General features: G+C 61.7%; 17 protein-coding genes. 12 read left to right on the forward strand and 5 right to left on the reverse strand.

Annotated elements, in window-relative coordinates:
- The 4 genes from RIN13_RS07070 to sucD form a co-directional block, all read left to right on the forward strand.
- On the forward strand, nt 1-955 hold a 955-nt coding region (locus RIN13_RS07070; RefSeq protein WP_309106623.1), incomplete at its 5' end, for a nucleotide disphospho-sugar-binding domain-containing protein.
- Nucleotides 956-995: 40 nt separating this feature from the next.
- Nucleotides 996-1,703: a hypothetical protein gene (locus RIN13_RS07075; protein WP_309106624.1), complete on the forward strand. Its 708-nt coding sequence runs from the start codon at nt 996-998 to the stop codon at nt 1,701-1,703.
- Nucleotides 1,704-1,927: 224 nt separating this feature from the next.
- Nucleotides 1,928-3,097: an ADP-forming succinate--CoA ligase subunit beta gene (gene sucC / locus RIN13_RS07080; protein WP_309106625.1), complete on the forward strand. Its 1,170-nt coding sequence runs from the start codon at nt 1,928-1,930 to the stop codon at nt 3,095-3,097.
- Between the two features lie 9 nt (nt 3,098-3,106).
- A complete protein-coding gene (sucD, locus tag RIN13_RS07085) occupies nt 3,107-4,009 on the forward strand; it encodes a succinate--CoA ligase subunit alpha (protein WP_309106626.1) in 903 nt (300 codons plus the stop codon).
- Between the two features lie 136 nt (nt 4,010-4,145).
- Here the strand turns inward: sucD and RIN13_RS07090 are convergent, their stop codons facing one another.
- The 3 genes from RIN13_RS07090 to RIN13_RS07100 are packed head-to-tail and all read right to left on the reverse strand — an operon-like array spanning nt 4,146 to nt 5,490.
- Entirely contained in the window at nt 4,146-4,622 is a 477-nt protein-coding gene (locus RIN13_RS07090) for an SRPBCC family protein (protein ID WP_309106627.1), read from the reverse strand.
- Nucleotides 4,619-5,134, reverse strand: a complete 516-nt coding sequence (locus tag RIN13_RS07095) for an SRPBCC family protein (protein ID WP_309106628.1) — start codon at nt 5,132-5,134, stop codon at nt 4,619-4,621. The genes RIN13_RS07090 and RIN13_RS07095 overlap by 4 nt, the downstream gene beginning before the upstream one ends.
- A gap of 2 nt (nt 5,135-5,136) precedes the next feature.
- Nucleotides 5,137-5,490, reverse strand: a complete 354-nt coding sequence (locus RIN13_RS07100; protein WP_309106629.1) for a metalloregulator ArsR/SmtB family transcription factor — start codon at nt 5,488-5,490, stop codon at nt 5,137-5,139.
- A 285-nt stretch (nt 5,491-5,775) separates the two neighbouring features.
- On the opposite strand from RIN13_RS07100, the gene iolC reads away from it, so the two are divergent.
- The 7 genes from iolC (at nt 5,776) to RIN13_RS07135 (ending at nt 14,207) form a co-directional block, all read left to right on the forward strand.
- Nucleotides 5,776-6,789: a 5-dehydro-2-deoxygluconokinase gene (gene iolC, locus RIN13_RS07105; RefSeq protein ID WP_309106630.1), complete on the forward strand. Its 1,014-nt coding sequence runs from the start codon at nt 5,776-5,778 to the stop codon at nt 6,787-6,789.
- A complete protein-coding gene (locus tag RIN13_RS07110; RefSeq protein ID WP_309106631.1) occupies nt 6,786-7,751 on the forward strand; it encodes a deoxyribose-phosphate aldolase in 966 nt (321 codons plus the stop codon). The genes iolC and RIN13_RS07110 overlap by 4 nt, the downstream gene beginning before the upstream one ends.
- A gap of 5 nt (nt 7,752-7,756) precedes the next feature.
- Nucleotides 7,757-9,706: a 3D-(3,5/4)-trihydroxycyclohexane-1,2-dione acylhydrolase (decyclizing) gene (gene iolD / locus RIN13_RS07115; protein ID WP_309106632.1), complete on the forward strand. Its 1,950-nt coding sequence runs from the start codon at nt 7,757-7,759 to the stop codon at nt 9,704-9,706.
- A 39-nt stretch (nt 9,707-9,745) separates the two neighbouring features.
- A complete protein-coding gene (locus RIN13_RS07120) occupies nt 9,746-11,263 on the forward strand; it encodes a CoA-acylating methylmalonate-semialdehyde dehydrogenase (protein ID WP_309106633.1) in 1,518 nt (505 codons plus the stop codon).
- Between the two features lie 96 nt (nt 11,264-11,359).
- Complete coding sequence (locus tag RIN13_RS07125; RefSeq protein ID WP_309106634.1) at nt 11,360-12,271, forward strand: sugar phosphate isomerase/epimerase; 912 nt, start codon at nt 11,360-11,362, stop codon at nt 12,269-12,271.
- A 26-nt stretch (nt 12,272-12,297) separates the two neighbouring features.
- Nucleotides 12,298-13,311, forward strand: coding sequence for a Gfo/Idh/MocA family oxidoreductase (locus RIN13_RS07130; RefSeq protein WP_309106635.1), 1,014 nt, complete (start codon nt 12,298-12,300; stop codon nt 13,309-13,311).
- Nucleotides 13,312-13,331: 20 nt separating this feature from the next.
- Nucleotides 13,332-14,207 carry a sugar phosphate isomerase/epimerase family protein gene (locus tag RIN13_RS07135; RefSeq protein WP_309106636.1) on the forward strand — a complete coding sequence of 292 codons (876 nt, stop codon included), beginning with the start codon at nt 13,332-13,334 and terminating at the stop codon, nt 14,205-14,207.
- A 110-nt stretch (nt 14,208-14,317) separates the two neighbouring features.
- On the opposite strand, the gene iolB is transcribed toward RIN13_RS07135, so the two are convergent.
- Entirely contained in the window at nt 14,318-15,229 is a 912-nt protein-coding gene (gene iolB / locus RIN13_RS07140) for a 5-deoxy-glucuronate isomerase (RefSeq protein WP_309106637.1), read from the reverse strand.
- Nucleotides 15,230-15,261: 32 nt separating this feature from the next.
- Complete coding sequence (locus tag RIN13_RS07145) at nt 15,262-16,002, reverse strand: GntR family transcriptional regulator (protein ID WP_309106638.1); 741 nt, start codon at nt 16,000-16,002, stop codon at nt 15,262-15,264.
- 279 nt (nt 16,003-16,281) lie between these two features.
- Here RIN13_RS07145 and RIN13_RS07150 point away from each other — a divergent pair, with 279 nt between their 5' ends.
- Nucleotides 16,282-17,277 carry a substrate-binding domain-containing protein gene (locus tag RIN13_RS07150; protein WP_309106639.1) on the forward strand — a complete coding sequence of 332 codons (996 nt, stop codon included), beginning with the start codon at nt 16,282-16,284 and terminating at the stop codon, nt 17,275-17,277.
- Nucleotides 17,278-17,334: the final 57 nt, after the last annotated feature.

Genomic DNA, 17,334 nt, shown 5'->3' on the forward strand with positions numbered 1-17,334 from the left:
GTTCATCCAGCGGCTCGTCGGCACCTTGCTGGGCAAGCCTGTCGTCAGCTTCGTCGCGGTGGGAAACATGGAAAGCGACCCACTCGTCCCCCCTCTGTTTTTCGGCTTCTCACCCGCAAAAACACTTCCCCAGAAGATGCTCCAGGCCGCCGCAAGACTCGCGTCAACCCAAATCGTCCTCCGGCCCGCGTGGATAAGTTATGTCCGGCAGCTGAAACACTACGGGCTCTCAAGCCGTAAAGGACTTTTAGCCGACGAGACATACCGATGGTCTGATGCCGTGATTCAAACCGGAACTGCTTCCCTTGATTTCCCCCGCAGAAACGTCAATCCCAAAGTCCGGTACGTCGGTGCGCTTCTGCCCTACCGGGTGGCGGGGGATGGTTCCGAAGCAACCATCCCCGCTGGGCGCTACGCCCATACCGCCGTGGTAACGCAGGGAACCGTGGACAACAAGGACCCCAATAAGCTGATGATTCCTGCGATAGAGGCGCTGAAGGACCGGGACGTCCTGATTGTTGTGGCCACCGGAGGCGTGGGAACAGCGGAGCTCAGGCAACGCTATCCGCTGAACAATGTGGTGGTGGAAGACTTCGTTGATTTCGACCAGATCTTTCCGTTAGCTGACGTCTTTATCACCAATGGGGGCTTTGGGGGAGTGCTGCTGAGTCTGTCCCATGGTGTGCCGGTGGTGGCTGCCGGGATCAACGAGGGCAAGAGCGACGTCAACGCGAGGTTGGAGTACGCGGGGGCGGGTATCAACCTGAAGACTGAGTCTCCCACTCCGTCGGCGATAGCAAAAGCGGTAGATGCCATACTCATCGACTCGGGGTGGAAGTCCCGTGCCCGCGCCATTCAGGAGCAGTTCGAGGCAGAGGACGGGGCTGGTGGGGCTGTAGAGGTCATCGAAGAAGTTGTCCGCTCAGCCGGCAAGGCCAGTTCACCGCACGCCTAGTCCTCTCTCCATCAACAGGCACAGTCTGCTCACAGGCATAATGGGAGCCATGCGACGGACGTTTTTGGGGATACTGGCCGCCTTCCTGCTCTTGGCTGCCACCGGCTGCAGCTTTCAGGCGAAGGATCCGAACTACGTCCCCCCGCCGCCCCTCGCTGCCCTTGAGCAGCTGAAACAGGCTCCGCTGGCAGACCCTGCGCCGTTTTCCTCGGGTGGGGACGTCATCAGTTTCACCACTCCTGACAGGAACGCCGCGTGCTCCCTGACGTCCTCGAAGGGGGAACACATCAATCTGCCCTACGAGCAGAACGGCTACAGCGACAGCGCCAACAATAAGTTCCCCACCGTCCCCGTAGCCCACTGCGAACTGGCTGTTTATCCCAAACCCGAGTTAACTGACGTGAAGGACGACTGCGCCGGCACAGGAGTCGGATACCTCGGCGGGGTAGCCTTGCTCACGCCGGAGAAGGCCGTGTACGGCGAGTGCCGCTCGGGCGTGACCCAGCTGGAATCCGAAGCCGGCCCCAAGGGCATACGAAGCGGTCCCATTTCGCAGCTTCCAGTCCTGGCTGAGGGCCAGAACATTGAACGCAACGGTTTGCGCTGCTCTGCCTACAACGACGGTGTCGCCTGCGGTAATCTCTCGGCGGGGGTCGCTTTCTTCGTTTCACGGGACCGTTACGAACTTATTTTGGACGGCGGTAAAACAGCTTCACCAAGCCCCGCCGAAGCCGGAAAAACCCCGTAATCCCGGACTTTTTCTACGTTCCATAGAATAGTGTCCTTACTCACTTAACCGGTACTCTGGAACGGGCTGGTCCCCGCGAAGGACTAGAGTTCCGAGAGGAGCACTGCGCCGTGTGGCTCGTTTCCAAGCTTGTCCCAGGGTGCTTTCAATCCGCAGCCCGGTAACCGCGAGTACGTGGGGTCCGGCTGTACAGAAACTACTTCGACGTAGAAGGACACTAAACCGTGGACCTGTTTGAATATCAGGCGCGCGATATGTTCGAGGCGCACGGTGTACCCGTGCTTGCTGGCATCGTGGCGCACACCCCTGAAGAAGCAAAGGCAGCTGCCGAGAAAATCGGCGGCGTAACTGTTGTTAAAGCACAGGTTAAGGCCGGTGGCCGCGGTAAGGCCGGCGGCGTCAAGGTTGCCAAGTCCGCCGATGAGGCGTTTGAGCACTCCACCAACATCCTGGGCATGGACATCAAGGGCCACACCGTCAACAAGGTGATGATCGCCCAGGGTGCTGACATAGCCGAGGAGTACTACTTCTCCGTCCTTCTGGACCGGGCCAACCGCAACTACCTGGCCATGTGCTCGGTAGAAGGCGGCATGGAAATCGAGCAGCTCGCCGTCGAACGTCCGGAAGCCCTCGCCAAGATCTCCATCGATCCCTCCGTCGGAATCGATCAGGCCAAGGCTGATGAAATCGTTGCTGCAGCAGGCTTCGCTGAGGAATTGCGCGGCAAAGTCGCCGCCGTCATCCTGAAGCTCTGGGATGTTTTCAAGAAGGAAGACGCCACCCTGGTGGAGGTCAACCCGCTGGTCAAGACCGGAGCGGGCGAGATCGTTGCCTTGGACGGCAAGGTGTCCCTGGATGAAAACGCCGGGTTCCGCCACGCCAAGCACGCTCTCCTTGAGGACAAGGAAGACACCGATCCCCTCGAGGCGAAGGCCAAAGAGCAGGACCTGAACTACGTCAAGCTGGACGGCCAAGTCGGCATCATCGGTAACGGTGCAGGCCTGGTGATGTCCACTCTGGACGTCGTAGCTTACGCCGGCGAAAACCACGGCAACGTCAAGCCCGCCAACTTCCTGGACATCGGCGGCGGAGCCTCCGCTGAGGTCATGGCTGCAGGCCTCGACGTCATCCTGGGCGACGAGCAGGTCAAGTCCGTGTTCGTGAACGTCTTCGGCGGCATTACAGCCTGTGACGCAGTTGCCAAGGGCATCGTCGGGGCACTCGCCGAACTGGGACACTCAGCCAACAAGCCGCTGGTAGTCCGCCTTGACGGCAACAACGTTGAGGAAGGCCGCCGCATCCTGGCCGAGGCCAACCACCCGCTGGTTACGCTGGCCGCCACCATGGACGAGGGCGCCGACAAGGCCGCCGAGCTCGCCTACGCAGCTAAGTAAGGGACTGACATGTCTATTTATCTGAACAAGGACTCCAAGGTCATCGTCCAGGGCATCACCGGCGGCGAAGGCACCAAGCACACCGCCCTGATGCTCAAGGCGGGCACCAACATCGTGGGCGGCGTCAACGCTCGTAAGGCCGGCACCACCGTGCTGCACGGCGACAACGAAATCACCGTGTTCGGCACCGTCAAGGAAGCCATGGCCGAGACCGGCGCTGACGTTTCCATCGTCTTCGTCCCGCCGGCATTCACCAAGAACGCCGTCGTCGAAGCCATCGAAGCAGGCATCGGCCTCGTCGTCGTCATTACCGAAGGCGTTCCTGTACAGGACTCCGCCGAGTTCTGGGCACTGGCACAGTCCAAGGTTGACGCCGAAGGAAACCAGGTCACGCGCATCATCGGCCCGAACTGCCCCGGCATCATCACCCCGGGTGAGGCTCTCGTCGGCATCACCCCGGCCAACATCACGGGCAAGGGTCCCATCGGCCTCGTGTCCAAGTCCGGCACCCTGACCTACCAGATGATGTACGAGCTCCGCGACCTCGGCTTCTCCACTGCTATCGGCATTGGCGGAGACCCGGTCATCGGCACCACCCACATCGATGCTCTGGCTGCTTTCGAAGCTGACCCCGAAACCAAGGCGATCGTCATGATCGGCGAAATCGGTGGCGACGCTGAAGAGCGCGCAGCTGACTTCATCAAGGCCAACGTCACCAAGCCGGTAGTCGGCTATGTCGCTGGCTTCACCGCTCCGGAAGGCAAGACCATGGGCCACGCAGGTGCCATCGTCTCCGGCTCAGCCGGAACCGCCCAGGCCAAGAAGGAAGCCCTTGAGGCCGCAGGCGTAAAGGTCGGCAAGACGCCGTCCGAAACCGCCAAGCTGTTGCGCGAGGTCTACGCAGCCCTCTAGGCACTCAAACCAGGCCCCACAGGCGCGAGGGACCCGTTGCGAGCTTGCGAGCGGTGGGAGCGCCTGGGGACACGACGGCGTCCGGCCGCCTTCCATGGGAAGGTGACGGACGCCGTCGTGCTTTAACTCCTGGTTCTTATCCGCCCAGGAGCCCGTCGAGCTGTTCGTAGCCTGCGGCGATGCCCGCTTCCATGCCGTCCTTGAGATAGCGCTCCCGGGACTCAAAGCTCGGATAGAGCGAGCGGCCGGTGAGCCGTGAACGCCCGTCCGGGAGGTCCTCGAAGGTGGAGTACTCCAGCGTCACGATGTCCCCGGGGTAGCCCTCGAATTCAAAGGTCTGCAGTACGAACTCATTCTTGCGGACAGTGTGGAAGACACCCCGGAAGGCGTACTCAATGCCGTCATCGCCGCTTTGGATGAAGCGGTAGCCTCCTCCGGACCGGCAGTCGAAGGCGTCAATCCTGGTATTCAAGCCACGTGGCCCGATCCACTGAACGAAGATCTTGGGATCGGAATGTGCCCGGAAGACAGCAGCTGCGGGGAAATCGAACTCGCGCTCATAGTCAACGTACGGGGAGTCCTCCGGGACAGTGAGCTTCAGCTGGTTGGTCATGCCCGAACCCTCCCTGAACCGGTGTTTCCGGCTGCCTCTGAACTGCCGAGGAGTTCATCCAGACGCTCGTAACCGTCGGACATACCGCCTTCCATTCCGGAGGCGGCCACGCCGTCACGGGCCTCCTGGCTGGGATATACCAAATGGCCCTTCAGCCGGCACCTGTTGCCGACCAGGTCCTCAAAAGTGAGGAACTCGATGCTGACTACGTCCGGATACCCGTCGAACTCGAAGGTCTGGATGGCGAACTCGTTCGCCCGCACCGTGTGGAAGATGCCGCTGAAGGCGTAGCTCACGCCGTCAGGCCCGGTGTGGTGGTACTTGTAGCTGCCTCCACTTCGAAAATCGTAGTGGTCAATCTCCACGCTGGTGCCCCGCGGACCGAGCCACTGAGCGATTAGCTCAGGGTCCCTGTGGGCCCGGAAGACGTCGGCCACCTGGAAATCAAACTCGCGTTCAAAGTCGATAAAGGGCACACCGTCCGGGACGGTGAGTTTCAGGGCATTACTCATGATCAATCCTTTGCCTGGTTGCCGCTCTCGGCGGCATTGGAGCGGAGCACGGCATCGAGGTTTCGGAACTGCCCTTCCCGGACCAGGCGGTACTGGTCAATCCATGCGGTAAGGGCCTCAAGCTGTGCGGGATTCAGGTGCACGGGCCGGCGCTGGGCATCACGGGTCCGGGTGACCAGCTGCGCCTGTTCGAGAACCTGGATGTGTTTGGAGATTGCCTGCTTGGTGATCTCAAATGGTTCGGCCAGTTCGTTGACCGTGGCAGGCCCCCGGCTGAGCCGGGAAATGATGCGGCGGCGCACCGGATCAGCCAAGGCGAGGAATGCCGAGTTGAGGAGTGCGTCGTCGCCGTCCATTCCGGTTTCCCACCTCCTTCCGTTCGCTCCTTCCGAAGCGTAATCAACTAATCGTTTTATCAACGTTGAGGTTGATTAAGCGTATGCAAAGAACGGGGGAACCGCAAGGCCGTTCATTCATTTTCTGTGAAAAAACAAGTTGTAAATATGTCAGTACAAACCTTTGACAGGACATTGGACATAGGGCAAAGTAGAGCGTGTAGTTCCGCTTCGGACGGGGCTGAAATTGCCGGAACCCTGGCTGCTGGAGGTACAGAGTTGAAACCAGAAAGGTCCGCGATTACCGTGACCCACGAACTGCTCACGATCGGGCGAATCAGCGTAGACATTTACCCGAACGACATTGGCGTTGACCTGGAGGATGTGACGTCCTTCGGGAAGTACCTCGGGGGCTCCCCTTCCAACGTTGCCGTTGCTGCGGCCCGCCACGGACGGCGCACTGCAGTGATCACGCGGACCGGCAACGATGCCTTCGGCAACTACCTCCACAGGGAACTCCGGAAGTTCAACGTTGATGATTCCTTTGTCCTCCCCGTCAACGAATGGCCGACGCCGGTAACCTTCTGTGCCATCAAGCCCCCGGACGACTTTCCCCTCTATTTTTACCGCTTTCCAACCGCACCGGACCTGCAGATCAAGGGTGATGAGCTGGACTTCGCCGCCATACAGGAAGCCGGGATTTTCTGGTCCACCGTGACGGGTCTCTGCCAGGAGCCCAGCAGGGAAGCTCACCTTCGGGCTCACGGGGCCAGGCCCCGCGCCGGGCTGAAAGCGGGACAGCACACCATCCTTGATCTCGATTACCGCCCGATGTTCTGGCCGGACGAGGCGACTGCCCGTGCGGAAATTGCCAAGGTGCTGCCCCACGTCACTGTAGCCATCGGCAATGACAAGGAATGCGCGGTTGCTGTTGGCGAGGGAACGCCGGACGAGCAGGCGGACCGCCTGCTGGCCGCCGGCGTCGAAATCGCCGTTGTGAAACTCGGCCCGGAGGGTGTGATGGCCAAGACACGGACTGAACGTGTGGTGTCCGCACCCGTGCCTGTTGTCACGGTTAATGGCCTGGGGGCCGGTGACTCTTTTGGAGGTGCCTTCTGCCACGGACTCCTCGCCGGCTGGCCCCTCCCTCAGATCCTGGACTACGCCAATGCGGCAGGAGCCATCGTGGCTTCCCGCCTCTCCTGCGCAGATGCGATGCCCACACCTGCCGAGGTGACCTCTCTGCTGTCGGAACGCGGCCGCCTCATCCCTGCAGAGTACGCAGAGAGCACCTACGCCTCAGAAGGAGTGTCACTGTGACTGTGGCTGCCGGAAACGTCACCGGGGCGGTCAACGACGATCCCCGCCGCTATGAGCACTTGAGCACCATCCGGCTTGAGGATCCTGAGGCAATAGCGCGTGCCGCAAAAACGAGGCGCCGCCACCCGGGCCCCAAGTACGGGAAACAGAACTTCATTGTGGCCGCCGATCATCCAGCACGGGGCGCCTTGAGCGTTGGTGCTGATCCAATAGCCATGGCCGACCGCCGCGAACTGCTGGACCGGCTGCAGATAGCCCTCGCCAACCCCGACGTCGACGGCATCCTCGCCTCGCCGGACGTGATGGATGATCTCCTCCTCTTGGGTGCCCTTGACGGGAAACTCATGTTCGGTTCGATGAACAGAGGGGGTCTGGCTGGTCTTGTTAACGAGTTCGACGACCGCTTCACCGGCCACACCGCAGCGGCCCTTGAGGCACTGGGCGCAGACGGCGGCAAGATGCTCACCCGGATCTGCCTCAATGATCCGGACACGGTATCGCTTCTCGAAGCAACAGCCCAGGCCATTGATTCGCTGGCAGAACGAAAACTGATCGCCATGGTGGAGCCCTTCCTCTCCCTGCGCGAGAATGGCCGGGTGCGCAACGATCTCTCCACCGAAGCCGTTATCAAGTCGGTGGCCATCGCCGGGGGACTGGGATCCACCAGCGCCTATACCTGGATGAAGCTGCCCGTTGTGGCCGACATGGAACAGGTCATGGCCGCCACCACTATGCCGACGGTGCTTTTGGGTGGCGATCCTGACGGAAGCCAGGATGAGATCTTCGCCAGCTGGGAGGCTGCGTTGTCATTGCCAAACGTGCAGGGCCTGACAGTCGGGCGCACCCTGCTGTACCCCCAGGACGGGGACGTGGCAGGCGCCGTAGCCACTGCCGCTTCCCTCCTCCGGAACAGCCGCCTCAGCCATGCCAGCGTTGGCACACCAGCAGAAGTAATGGAGTAACTCATATGGCAACAGCTACACGCAGAATGACGGTGGCGCAGGCCGTCGTCGAATATCTCTCCAAGCAGTACACCGTTGATTCCGTCGGGGGTGTTGACTACCGGGAGCGGCTGATCCCTGGAACGTTCGGAATTTTTGGCCACGGCAATGTTGCCGGTGTGGGCCAGGCCCTCAAGCAGTACCAGCAGCAGGATCCCCGCATCATGCCGTATTACCAGGGCCGCAACGAACAGGCCCAGGTGCACCAGGCCGTGGGCTACGCCCGGCACACCCGCCGACGCCAGACGTTCGCGGTCAGCACTTCGATCGGTCCGGGGTCTTCGAACCTGCTCACAGGCGCAGCTCTTGCCACCGCCAATCGGCTTCCGGTGCTGCTGTTGCCAAGCGACACGTTCGCCACGCGCGCTGCTGACCCGGTGCTGCAGCAGCTTGAGCAGCCTTACGCCTACGACATCACGGTCAATGACGCGTTCCGGCCGTTGTCGAAATTCTTTGACCGTGTCACCCGGCCGGAGCAGTTGTTTTCGGCGTTCCACCACGGGCTGCGGGTCCTTACCGACCCGGCCGAGACCGGCGCTGTCACCATTTCCCTTCCGCAGGACGTCCAGGCAGAGGCCGTGGATGTCCCGGAGGAGTTCCTGGCCGAGCGTGAATGGCGCATTCGCCGCCCCGATGCCGACGACGACGATATCCGCCGCGCTGCAGAGGCAATTAAAGCTGCCAAGCGTCCGCTGATCATCGCTGGCGGCGGGGTGCTCTACGCCTACGCCAACGAGGAACTCGCTGCTTTCGCTGAGCTGACGGGTATTCCGGTTGGCAACACGCAGGCCGGCGTCGGCGTCCTGCCCTGGGACCACGCGTTTTCATTAGGAGCCATTGGTTCCACGGGCACGACGGCGGCCAACGCCATCGCTGCGGAAGCGGACGTCATCATCGGGATCGGCACCCGCTACGAGGACTTCACCACCGCTTCGCGCACGGCGTTCCAGAACCCGGATGTGAAGTTCATCAACATCAACGTGGCACCCATCGATGCCTACAAGCACGGCACCTCGCTGCCGATCGTGGCTGATGCCCGTAAGGCGCTTGTCAAGCTGAATCAGGCCTTGGGCGGCTTCCGCATCGGCGCGGACCTGGAAACGTCCATTGCCGCCGAAAAGCAGCGCTGGGACACCACCGTCGACGAAGCCTTTGATACACGCTTCACCCCGCTGCCGGCCCAAAACGAGATCATCGGCGCCACCAACCGGGCCATGGAAGCCCAGGATGTGGTGATCTGCGCGGCAGGTTCCCTCCCGGGGGACCTGCACAAGATGTGGCGTGTCCGCGACCCGTTCGGGTACCACGTCGAATATGCCTACTCCTGCATGGGCTATGAGATTCCCGGGGGCCTTGGTGTGAAGCGTGCGGCGCTGGCCGAAGCCGCTTCGGGGGGAGCCGTCCGGGACGTGGTGGTGATGGTGGGGGACGGATCCTACCTGATGATGCACACCGAGCTGGTCACCGCCGTCGCCGAACGGATCAAGCTGATTGTGGTCCTGATCCAGAACCACGGCTACGCCTCCATCGGGTCACTGTCCGAATCCCTCGGTTCCCAGCGGTTCGGCACCCAGTACCGGGCGCTGGATGAGGAACAGCACAGCTTCGACGACGGCGACAGACTCCCGGTGGACCTGGCCCTGAATGCCGAAAGCCTTGGTGTGAAGGTCATCCGGATCGAACCGGGGGAGAAGGTCATCGCCGAACTTGAACAGGCCATCCGCGATGCCAAAGCCGCGCCGGAAAAGGGCGGACCCATCCTGATCCATGTGGAATCCGACCCACTGCTGGACGCTCCCGCCTCTGAATCCTGGTGGGATGTTCCTGTCTCCCAGGTTTCCGAGCTTGAATCCACCCGGCAGGCCTTCAAGACTTACACCCACCACAAGGCCCGCCAGCGCAAGCTGCTCGGCTGAATCCCCCTTCGAACTTTCCAGAACTCAAGGAAGAGCACCATGACTGCTATCACTGACCAGAGCACCACCACCATCAATCACTTCATCAATGGCGCTGAAACGCCGGGGATGGGTGACCGCACCCAGCCTGTTTATAACCCTGCGACCGGTGCTGTGAGCGGGGAGCTGCGGTTGGCGAACCGTGCCGATTTGGACGCGGCGGTTGCTGCGGCGCGGGTTGCGGCGGATTCGTGGGGGGATATTTCGCTGGCGAAGCGTACGGGGGTGTTGTTCAGGTTCCGTGAGCTGGTGGCCTCCCATGTTGATGAGCTGGCGGCGTTGATCACTGCCGAGCACGGAAAGGTCCTTTCCGATGCGAAGGGGGAGATCGGGCGTGGGCTGGAGGTGGTGGAGTTCGCGTGCGGGATCCCGGAGCTGCTCAAGGGTGATTATTCGGATCAGGTGTCCACCGGCATTGATGTGTTTTCGTTCCGGGAGCCGTTGGGGGTGGTCGCGGGGATCACGCCGTTTAATTTCCCGGTGATGGTGCCGTTGTGGATGGCCCCGATGGCGATCGCGACCGGGAACGCGTTCATTTTGAAGCCTTCGGAGCGGGATCCGTCGGCGTCGATGCTGATCGCGAAGCTGTGGAAGGACGCCGGGTTGCCGGACGGGGTGTTCCAGGTCCTGCATGGCGGGAAGGAAACCGTAGACGGGTTGCTGACGCACCCGGATGTGGACGGGATTTCCTTCGTCGGGTCCACCCCGATCGCGAAGTATGTCCACGAGACCGCCACGAAGCACGGTAAGCGGGTGCAGGCGTTGGGCGGGGCGAAGAACCACGCCATCGTGTTGCCGGACGCTGATCTGGATAACGCAGCTGACCACCTCGCCGCTGCCGCGTTCGGTTCCGCCGGGGAACGCTGCATGGCCATCTCCGTCGCGGTCGCGGTGGGGGACGCCGCTGACCTGCTGGTCAAAAAGGTCGAAGAACGCGCCCTGGCCGTGAAGGTGGACAACGGGACGGTGCCCGGGGCGGAGATGGGGCCGGTGATCACGCCGGAGTCCCGGGACAGGATCGTGCGGATCGTCACCGAAGCCGAACAGGCCGGGGCAGCGATGGTCGTGGATGGCCGGGACCTGGTGGTTCCCGGGCACGAGGACGGGTTCTGGGTCGGCCCGACCGTGATCGACCACGTCAAGGCGGAGATGACCGCTTACACGGAGGAGATCTTCGGCCCGGTCCTGGTCGTCGTCCGCGTCAACAGCCTGGACGAAGGGATCGCCCTGATCAACGCCAACCCCTACGGGAACGGCACCGCGATCTTCACCTCCTCGGGGGCGAACGCCCGGAAGTTCCAGCGCTCGGTTCACGTGGGCATGATCGGCATCAACGTGCCCCTGCCCGTCCCTGTCGCGCACCACTCCTTCGGCGGGTGGAAAGCCTCACTCTTCGGGGACAAACACATCTACGGCCCCGAAGGCGTCTCCTTCTACACCCGTGGCAAGGTCGTCACCTCCCGCTGGCCAGAACCCACCCACGCCTCCGGCGCCTCCTACAACTTCCCCTCCAACTAACCCCCACCGCACCCAACCACCATCGATTGCCGAGCAGATGCCCTTCTGAACCCCCAAAAGGGCATCAACTCAGCAACCGACGCAAAAGGAACAGCAATGACTGATAACAAGCTGATCATCGGCACCGCCCCGGACTCCTGGGGTGTCTGGTTCGCAGATGACCCCAAGCAGACTCCCTGGGAACGCTTCCTGGATGAAGTGGCGGAATCCGGCTACAAATGGATTGAGCTGGGCCCGTACGGCTACCTGCCGACAGACCCTGCCCGCCTCGCCGAAGAACTGAAGCAGCGGGACTTGAAAGTCACCGCAGGAACGGTGTTCACCGCCTTCCATCGAGGGCTGGACCAGTGGGAAACGGCTTGGGAGCCTGCCCGCAAGGTTGCCGAGCTCACTGCCGCAATGGGTGGTGAGCACATAGTGGTGATCCCGGCGATGTGGCGCGATGACGTTACCGGGGAAGCGGTGGAAAGCGGACAGCTGACGGACAAAAGCTGGGGCGATCTCTTCGAAGGCCACAACCGGTTGGGCAAGACGCTCCTGGAGGACTTCGGCCTGAAGCAGCAGTTCCACTCGCACGCTGATTCCCATGTCGGAGCGCAGGAGGACATCGAAACCCTCCTGGCATCCACCGACAGCGAGTACCTCAACCTGTGCCTGGACACCGGCCACGCTGAATACTGCGGTGCTTCCAGCCTGGAACTTATCAAGAATTACCCGGAGCGCATCGGCTACCTGCACCTGAAGCAGATCAACCCGGACATCCTGAAAAGGGTGAATGAGGAAAACATGACCTGGGCAGCCGCAAACCTGGCCGGCGTGATGACGGAGCCACCCGGTGGGCTGCCCGATCTCCGCGCAGTCATTGAGGCTGTCGAGGCTCTGAACCGGCCGATCTTTGGAATCGTGGAACAGGACATGTACCCCGTGGCCTTCGACGTGCCCATGCCCATCGCCAAGCGCACGCGTAATTACCTGCTCTCGTGCGGCTCACGCACCGCAGTCAACTAGCAACTTTCACTCAAAGGAACCAACAAATGACTGAAATCCTTCGCGTTGCCGTCATCGGCGCCGGGCGCATGGGCGCTGACCATATCCAACGTCTCAACCGCCGCATCAACGGAGCTGAAGTCGCCGCCGTCGTCGACGTCGACCTTGCACGTGCCCAGTCCACTGTGGCGGACATTCCGGGAGCCGTGGCGCTGGCAGATGCCGAGGAGGCTCTCAACAACGGCGACGTCAATGCCGTTCTGATCGCTACCCCCGGCTTCCTGCACGAGGACATCCTGCTCAAAGCGCTGGCCAAGGGTTTCCCCATCCTGTGTGAAAAGCCGCTGACCCCGGACGCCGCATCGGCCTGGCGGGTGGTGGAGGCCGAGCAGGAGCTGGGACTCAAGCGGATCCAGGTCGGATTCATGCGGCGCTACGACGCCGAATATGCTGCCCTGGGCAGCATGATCCGCAACCGCGATCTCGGCGAACTGCTGATGCTTCACCACCAGCACCGTAACCCGGACACCCCGCCGGGCTTCACCAACGAGATGCTGATCAACGACTCCGTGGTGCACGAGTTCGACGCCATCCGCTTCTTTACGGGCGAGGAAATCACCAGCGTGCAGGTCCGCATGGGGAAGGCAAGCAGGAACGCCCCGGCCGGCCAGCACGATCCGCAGCACGTTTTGATCGAAACTGAGTCCGGCGTCCTCGCCGATGTCGAAATCTTCGTCAACGCCCGGTTCGGCTATGAAGTCGCAACGCAAGCCACCTTCGAGGAGGGCATAGTCAGCATCGGCGGCGACCGCGGCCTGTACACGCGGACTGCCGGACGCTGGGGCGGCCAGGTGACCCCCGGCTTCGAAGAGCGTTTCGTGGCGGCGTACGACGTCGAAATCCAGTCCTGGGTGGATGCGGCGCGCCGCGGTGAACTCGGCGGCCCCTCCGCCTGGGACGGATATGCCACCGCCGCCTGCTGTGAAGCCGGCGTGGAAGCCCAGAAAAACGGCGAGAAAGTAGCGGTCAAGCTGAACGCGAAGCCGGCACTCTACAACTAGAACGTGCAGGAGCCACCGCTTTGAAAATCGCCCTTGATCCCACACCGTTCCATCACAGCCATAGCCTGCTGGAATTCCCCCGACTCGTGGCCGACCTCGGCTATCAGTACATGCAGCTGACACCGCACGCCGATTTCATCCCGTTCTTCAACCACCCCAAGGCCGACGACGAGCTGGTAGGCCAGATGCGGACGGCGTGCAAGGACGCCGGGATTGAGATCGCCTCGGTCCTTCCGGTGCTGCGCTGGTCCGGACCCGATGAAGATGCCCGTGAGGCAGCGGTCCGCTACTGGAAGCGCGTCATCCAAATCACGGTGGACCTCGGCGTGGGGACCATCAACACTGAGTTCAGCGGACGGCCGGAAAAGGCTGAAGAGTCCGAGCGCGCTTTCTACCGTTCCATGGAGGAGCTCCTGCCGATCATCGAACGCGAAGGCATCGACCTGCTCATCGACCCGCATCCGGACGATTTTGTTGAGGAAGGTCTCGCCGCCATCCGGCTGATCCGGGGCCTGAACTCCAAGAACGTGGGCCTGGTGTACGTCGCTTCGCACAGCTTCCACATGAAGGACGCTCCGCTGGAGATCATGCGCGCAGCAGGGGACAGGCTGCGCCTGGTCCATGTCGCGGACACCATGGACCACCACGCCTCGCATGGGTTGCGCTACATCACGAACCCGCCGGGAAACCCTGTCCGGGTACACCAGCACCTGAAAATCGGCGACGGCGACGTGAACTGGGACGAATTCTTTGGCGGTCTCAAGGAGATCGGGTTCCTGGACAGGGACAATACCGTGATGGTCTCCAGCGTCTTTGCTGAAGACGACGCAGCCGAGGAGGTTTCCCGCTACCAGCTGGAAACTATGAAGCAGTACGTGCAAAAGGTCAGCGCATAGCCCTTACACGCAAGGCGTGCAGCCGCGGCAGGGTGTCCACCAGCGGCTCGAGTTGAGGAACCTCCCGGGCTTTCCCCTGAAGGGGTCAGCCCCGGAGCGGTTCGGGCCGTTCAACCTCCGAATGGCAGCCGGGGATCCACGTCCTGGCCCTCCCAGGTCTGCCGGATCCAGCCGTGGTGGGGGTCATCGCTGATGAGCCAATCGCGGACCCGGCCGGGACCCGCCATGACGTTGAGGTAGTACAGGTCATAGCCCGGGGCGGCCATGGCAGGTCCGTGCCAGCCATAAGGGACCAGGACGACGTCGCCGGTGCGGACCTCCGCCGTGACGTTGATCGGACGCTCGTCCGAAGCATAGACCCGCTGGTAACCGAAAGCATCGGCACTGCCGTAGGCATGATCAGATCCACGGCCGGAACCACCGGCGGCTACCTGCGTCTCGAAATAGTAGATCTCCTCGAGGCGCGTTTCGCCGTCTTTCTCCTCGTCGTGCTTGTGGGGAGGGTAAGAGGACCAGTTGCCTGCGGGCGTAATGACCTCGCAGACGATGAAACGGTCCGCCTCCAGAGCCGCAGGCGTACCGAAATTATGAACCTGGCGCGAGCAGTTGCCGGCACCGCGGATTTCAACCGGTATTTCAGCAGCCGTAATATGCCTCGTCGGGTACTCGACCTTGGCCGGGGCAGTCGCAATTGCCACCCTCCCGCCGTCGGCCGTTGTGATGGTGACGGCGTTGCCGGTGCCTGAATACAGTACGTCGCTGGGTCCGCTGAACACGTTCGCCCGGCCGATCAACTCATACTTACTGCCGTTTACGGAAGCAGTGAAAGCACCGCTGAGCGGAATGACGATCCGCTCCTCCGCCGCTGCGGAAAGCTCGACGGCGGCGCCGGCGGCCAGGGTGGCCACCTTCAGCCCCGTATGTTCCCATCCTTCAACCGCGAGGGATGAGTCCGAGGTTCCGAGCGAGACGTCCCACTCACCTTCAGCAGCGGTTCCCAGTGGGTACACCCATTCGGCCATAAGTAAACTCTCCGGTTCGTGTCAGTCCTCGCTCAGCGCTGGACGAGGGTCATTTCAAAACTGTAGGAATCTGCCCGATAAACGTGATGACCCGTCTCAACATTGCGGCCGGTGTCATCCACGGCGGTGCGCTCCATGCTCACAAGTGCTGAGCCCACCTGTGTTTCGAGCAGGGGAGCCTGGTAATCGTTGGCCACCAGCGCCCCGATGCGCTGTGTTGCAAGGCGGAAATTAACGCCGGCGTTGCGCAGAATGGCGTACAGGCCCTGATCCCTCAGGAGGTCCTCAGTGATGGTGGTGATATCGTCGCGGACCCAGTTCTCCATCAATGCAAGCGGCTTACCACCTACCTTCCGGAGCCTCGTGAAGTGGTAGACCATGGCCCCGGCAGGCAAGTGCAGCGCTTCCCTGGTCGGAGCATCCGCTTCGATATGAGCGAACATCAGGACATCTGTTGTGGGCTTGCTGCCGTTGTTTCTGAGGTCGTCGTAAAGGCTGGACAGTTCAAGGGGGCGGCGGACCTGGCTGGACACCACCTGGGTCCCCACTCCGCGCTTGCGGACCAGCAGGCCTGAGCGGACCAGTTCATCCATGGCTTTGCGCATGGTGGGCCGGGAAAGGTTTAGCTGGGCAGCCAGGTCAATTTCGTTTTCAAGCCTGCTGCCGGGCTCCAACAGCCCGGAATGGATTGCTGACTCGATGCCTTGGACCACCTGGTGGTAAAGCGGCACCGGGGATGAGCGGTCGATACTGAGGTTTAGCTGCTTCGCCATATGAGCGCTCCCTTTTGCTGCGGCGTACCTGCCTTCAGGCGGCCACCCCTGTCAGGTTGCATGTTCGCTTGATAGGACATACTGCCTTTTCTGAATAATAGCAGGGAGCGCATGTGGTGAGGGTAATAACTGCAAGGGAAAGCGCTTTACTTCGTAAAAACATCCTAATGTCAGGACAAACTATTGACTTTGTTGCTGTCACTCACCAAGATCAACTACAGACGGCTAGCGGGCTGAGGCAACGGAGCTGAGGGCGAAGCCGAGCAAAGGAGATCAAACGTGAAGAGATTTTCGTGGCGGAAGGCTGTCCTGGCGGCGGCCGTTGTTCCATTATTGGCCGTAAGTGCCTGCTCGAGCACGGGAGGCAAGCCCTCCGATTCAGGGGATGCCGCGGCAGCCGGTCAAGTGGCTTCCACGGACAGGATCAAGATTGCCTTGATCACCCACGCCGCGCCAGGGGATACGTTCTGGGACATCGTCCGGAAGGGTGCCGAGGAAGCCTCTGCAAAGGACAATGTGGAGCTCCTCTATACCTCGGATCCTGAGGGTGGCCGGCAGGCGCAGCTGATTGAGCAGGCCGTGGACCAGAAGGTTGACGGTATTGCAGTGACCCTGGCCAAGCCGGATGCCCTGAAGGACGCCTTGAAGAAGGCCGCAGATGCAGGCATTCCCATTGTCAGCCTGAACGCCGGTGAATCAGTCTCCGCACAGCTGGGTGCCTTCACCCACTTCGGCTCGAACGAGAAACTGGCTGGCGAAGCCGTTGGAACCAAGCTGAGTTCCCTTGGCCTGAAGCACCCCGTTTGCGTGATCCAGGAGCAGGGACACGTTGGACTTGAGGCCCGCTGCGCCGGTGTGAAAGCCAAGGTGCCCGGTACTGAAATCCTGTACGTGACCGGAACTGACATGACCCAGGTTTCCTCCACTGTCACGGCCAAGCTTCAGGCCACAGCTGATGCCGACGTCGTTATTGGACTGGGAGCTCCCTACACCCTGACCATTCTGAAGGCCATTTCCTCGGCGGGCAGCAAGGCCAAGGTTGCCTCGTTCGACCTGAACGCGGAACTTGCCAAGAAGATCGCCGACGGCGAGATCGAGTTCACTGTGGATCAGCAGCCGTGGCTCCAAGGGTACGGCGCCATCGATTCCCTCTGGCAGAACAAGCGCGGCGGATTCAAAATCGGCGGCGGACAGCCTGTGCTGACCGGACCGGCCATCATCGATAAGGCTGCAGCAACAGACGCCCTTAAGTTCGCCGAAGCAGGCATCCGCTAGATCAAGCCTTCCAGCCTGGCCCGGGAGCTCCCGGGCCAGGCACTAAGGAGAACTATC

The sequence above is a fragment of the Arthrobacter sp. genome (genome assembly GCF_031179985.1).
In the GTDB taxonomy this organism is placed as follows: domain Bacteria; phylum Actinomycetota; class Actinomycetes; order Actinomycetales; family Micrococcaceae; genus Arthrobacter.

Bases quoted from the DNA above. Each gene is read 5' to 3' on its own strand.
- RIN13_RS07075 (WP_309106624.1), top strand. From the start codon at position 996: ATGGGAGCCATGCGACGGACGTTTTTGGGGATACTGGCCGCCTTCCTG.
- sucD (WP_309106626.1), top strand. From the start codon at position 3,107: ATGTCTATTTATCTGAACAAGGACTCCAAGGTCATCGTCCAGGGCATC.
- RIN13_RS07090 (WP_309106627.1), bottom strand. From the start codon at position 4,622: ATGACCAACCAGCTGAAGCTCACTGTCCCGGAGGACTCCCCGTACGTT.
- RIN13_RS07095 (WP_309106628.1), bottom strand. From the start codon at position 5,134: ATGAGTAATGCCCTGAAACTCACCGTCCCGGACGGTGTGCCCTTTATC.
- RIN13_RS07100 (WP_309106629.1), bottom strand. From the start codon at position 5,490: ATGGACGGCGACGACGCACTCCTCAACTCGGCATTCCTCGCCTTGGCT.
- iolD (WP_309106632.1), top strand. From the start codon at position 7,757: ATGGCAACAGCTACACGCAGAATGACGGTGGCGCAGGCCGTCGTCGAA.
- RIN13_RS07120 (WP_309106633.1), top strand. From the start codon at position 9,746: ATGACTGCTATCACTGACCAGAGCACCACCACCATCAATCACTTCATC.
- RIN13_RS07125 (WP_309106634.1), top strand. From the start codon at position 11,360: ATGACTGATAACAAGCTGATCATCGGCACCGCCCCGGACTCCTGGGGT.
- RIN13_RS07130 (WP_309106635.1), top strand. From the start codon at position 12,298: ATGACTGAAATCCTTCGCGTTGCCGTCATCGGCGCCGGGCGCATGGGC.
- iolB (WP_309106637.1), bottom strand. From the start codon at position 15,229: ATGGCCGAATGGGTGTACCCACTGGGAACCGCTGCTGAAGGTGAGTGG.
- RIN13_RS07145 (WP_309106638.1), bottom strand. From the start codon at position 16,002: ATGGCGAAGCAGCTAAACCTCAGTATCGACCGCTCATCCCCGGTGCCG.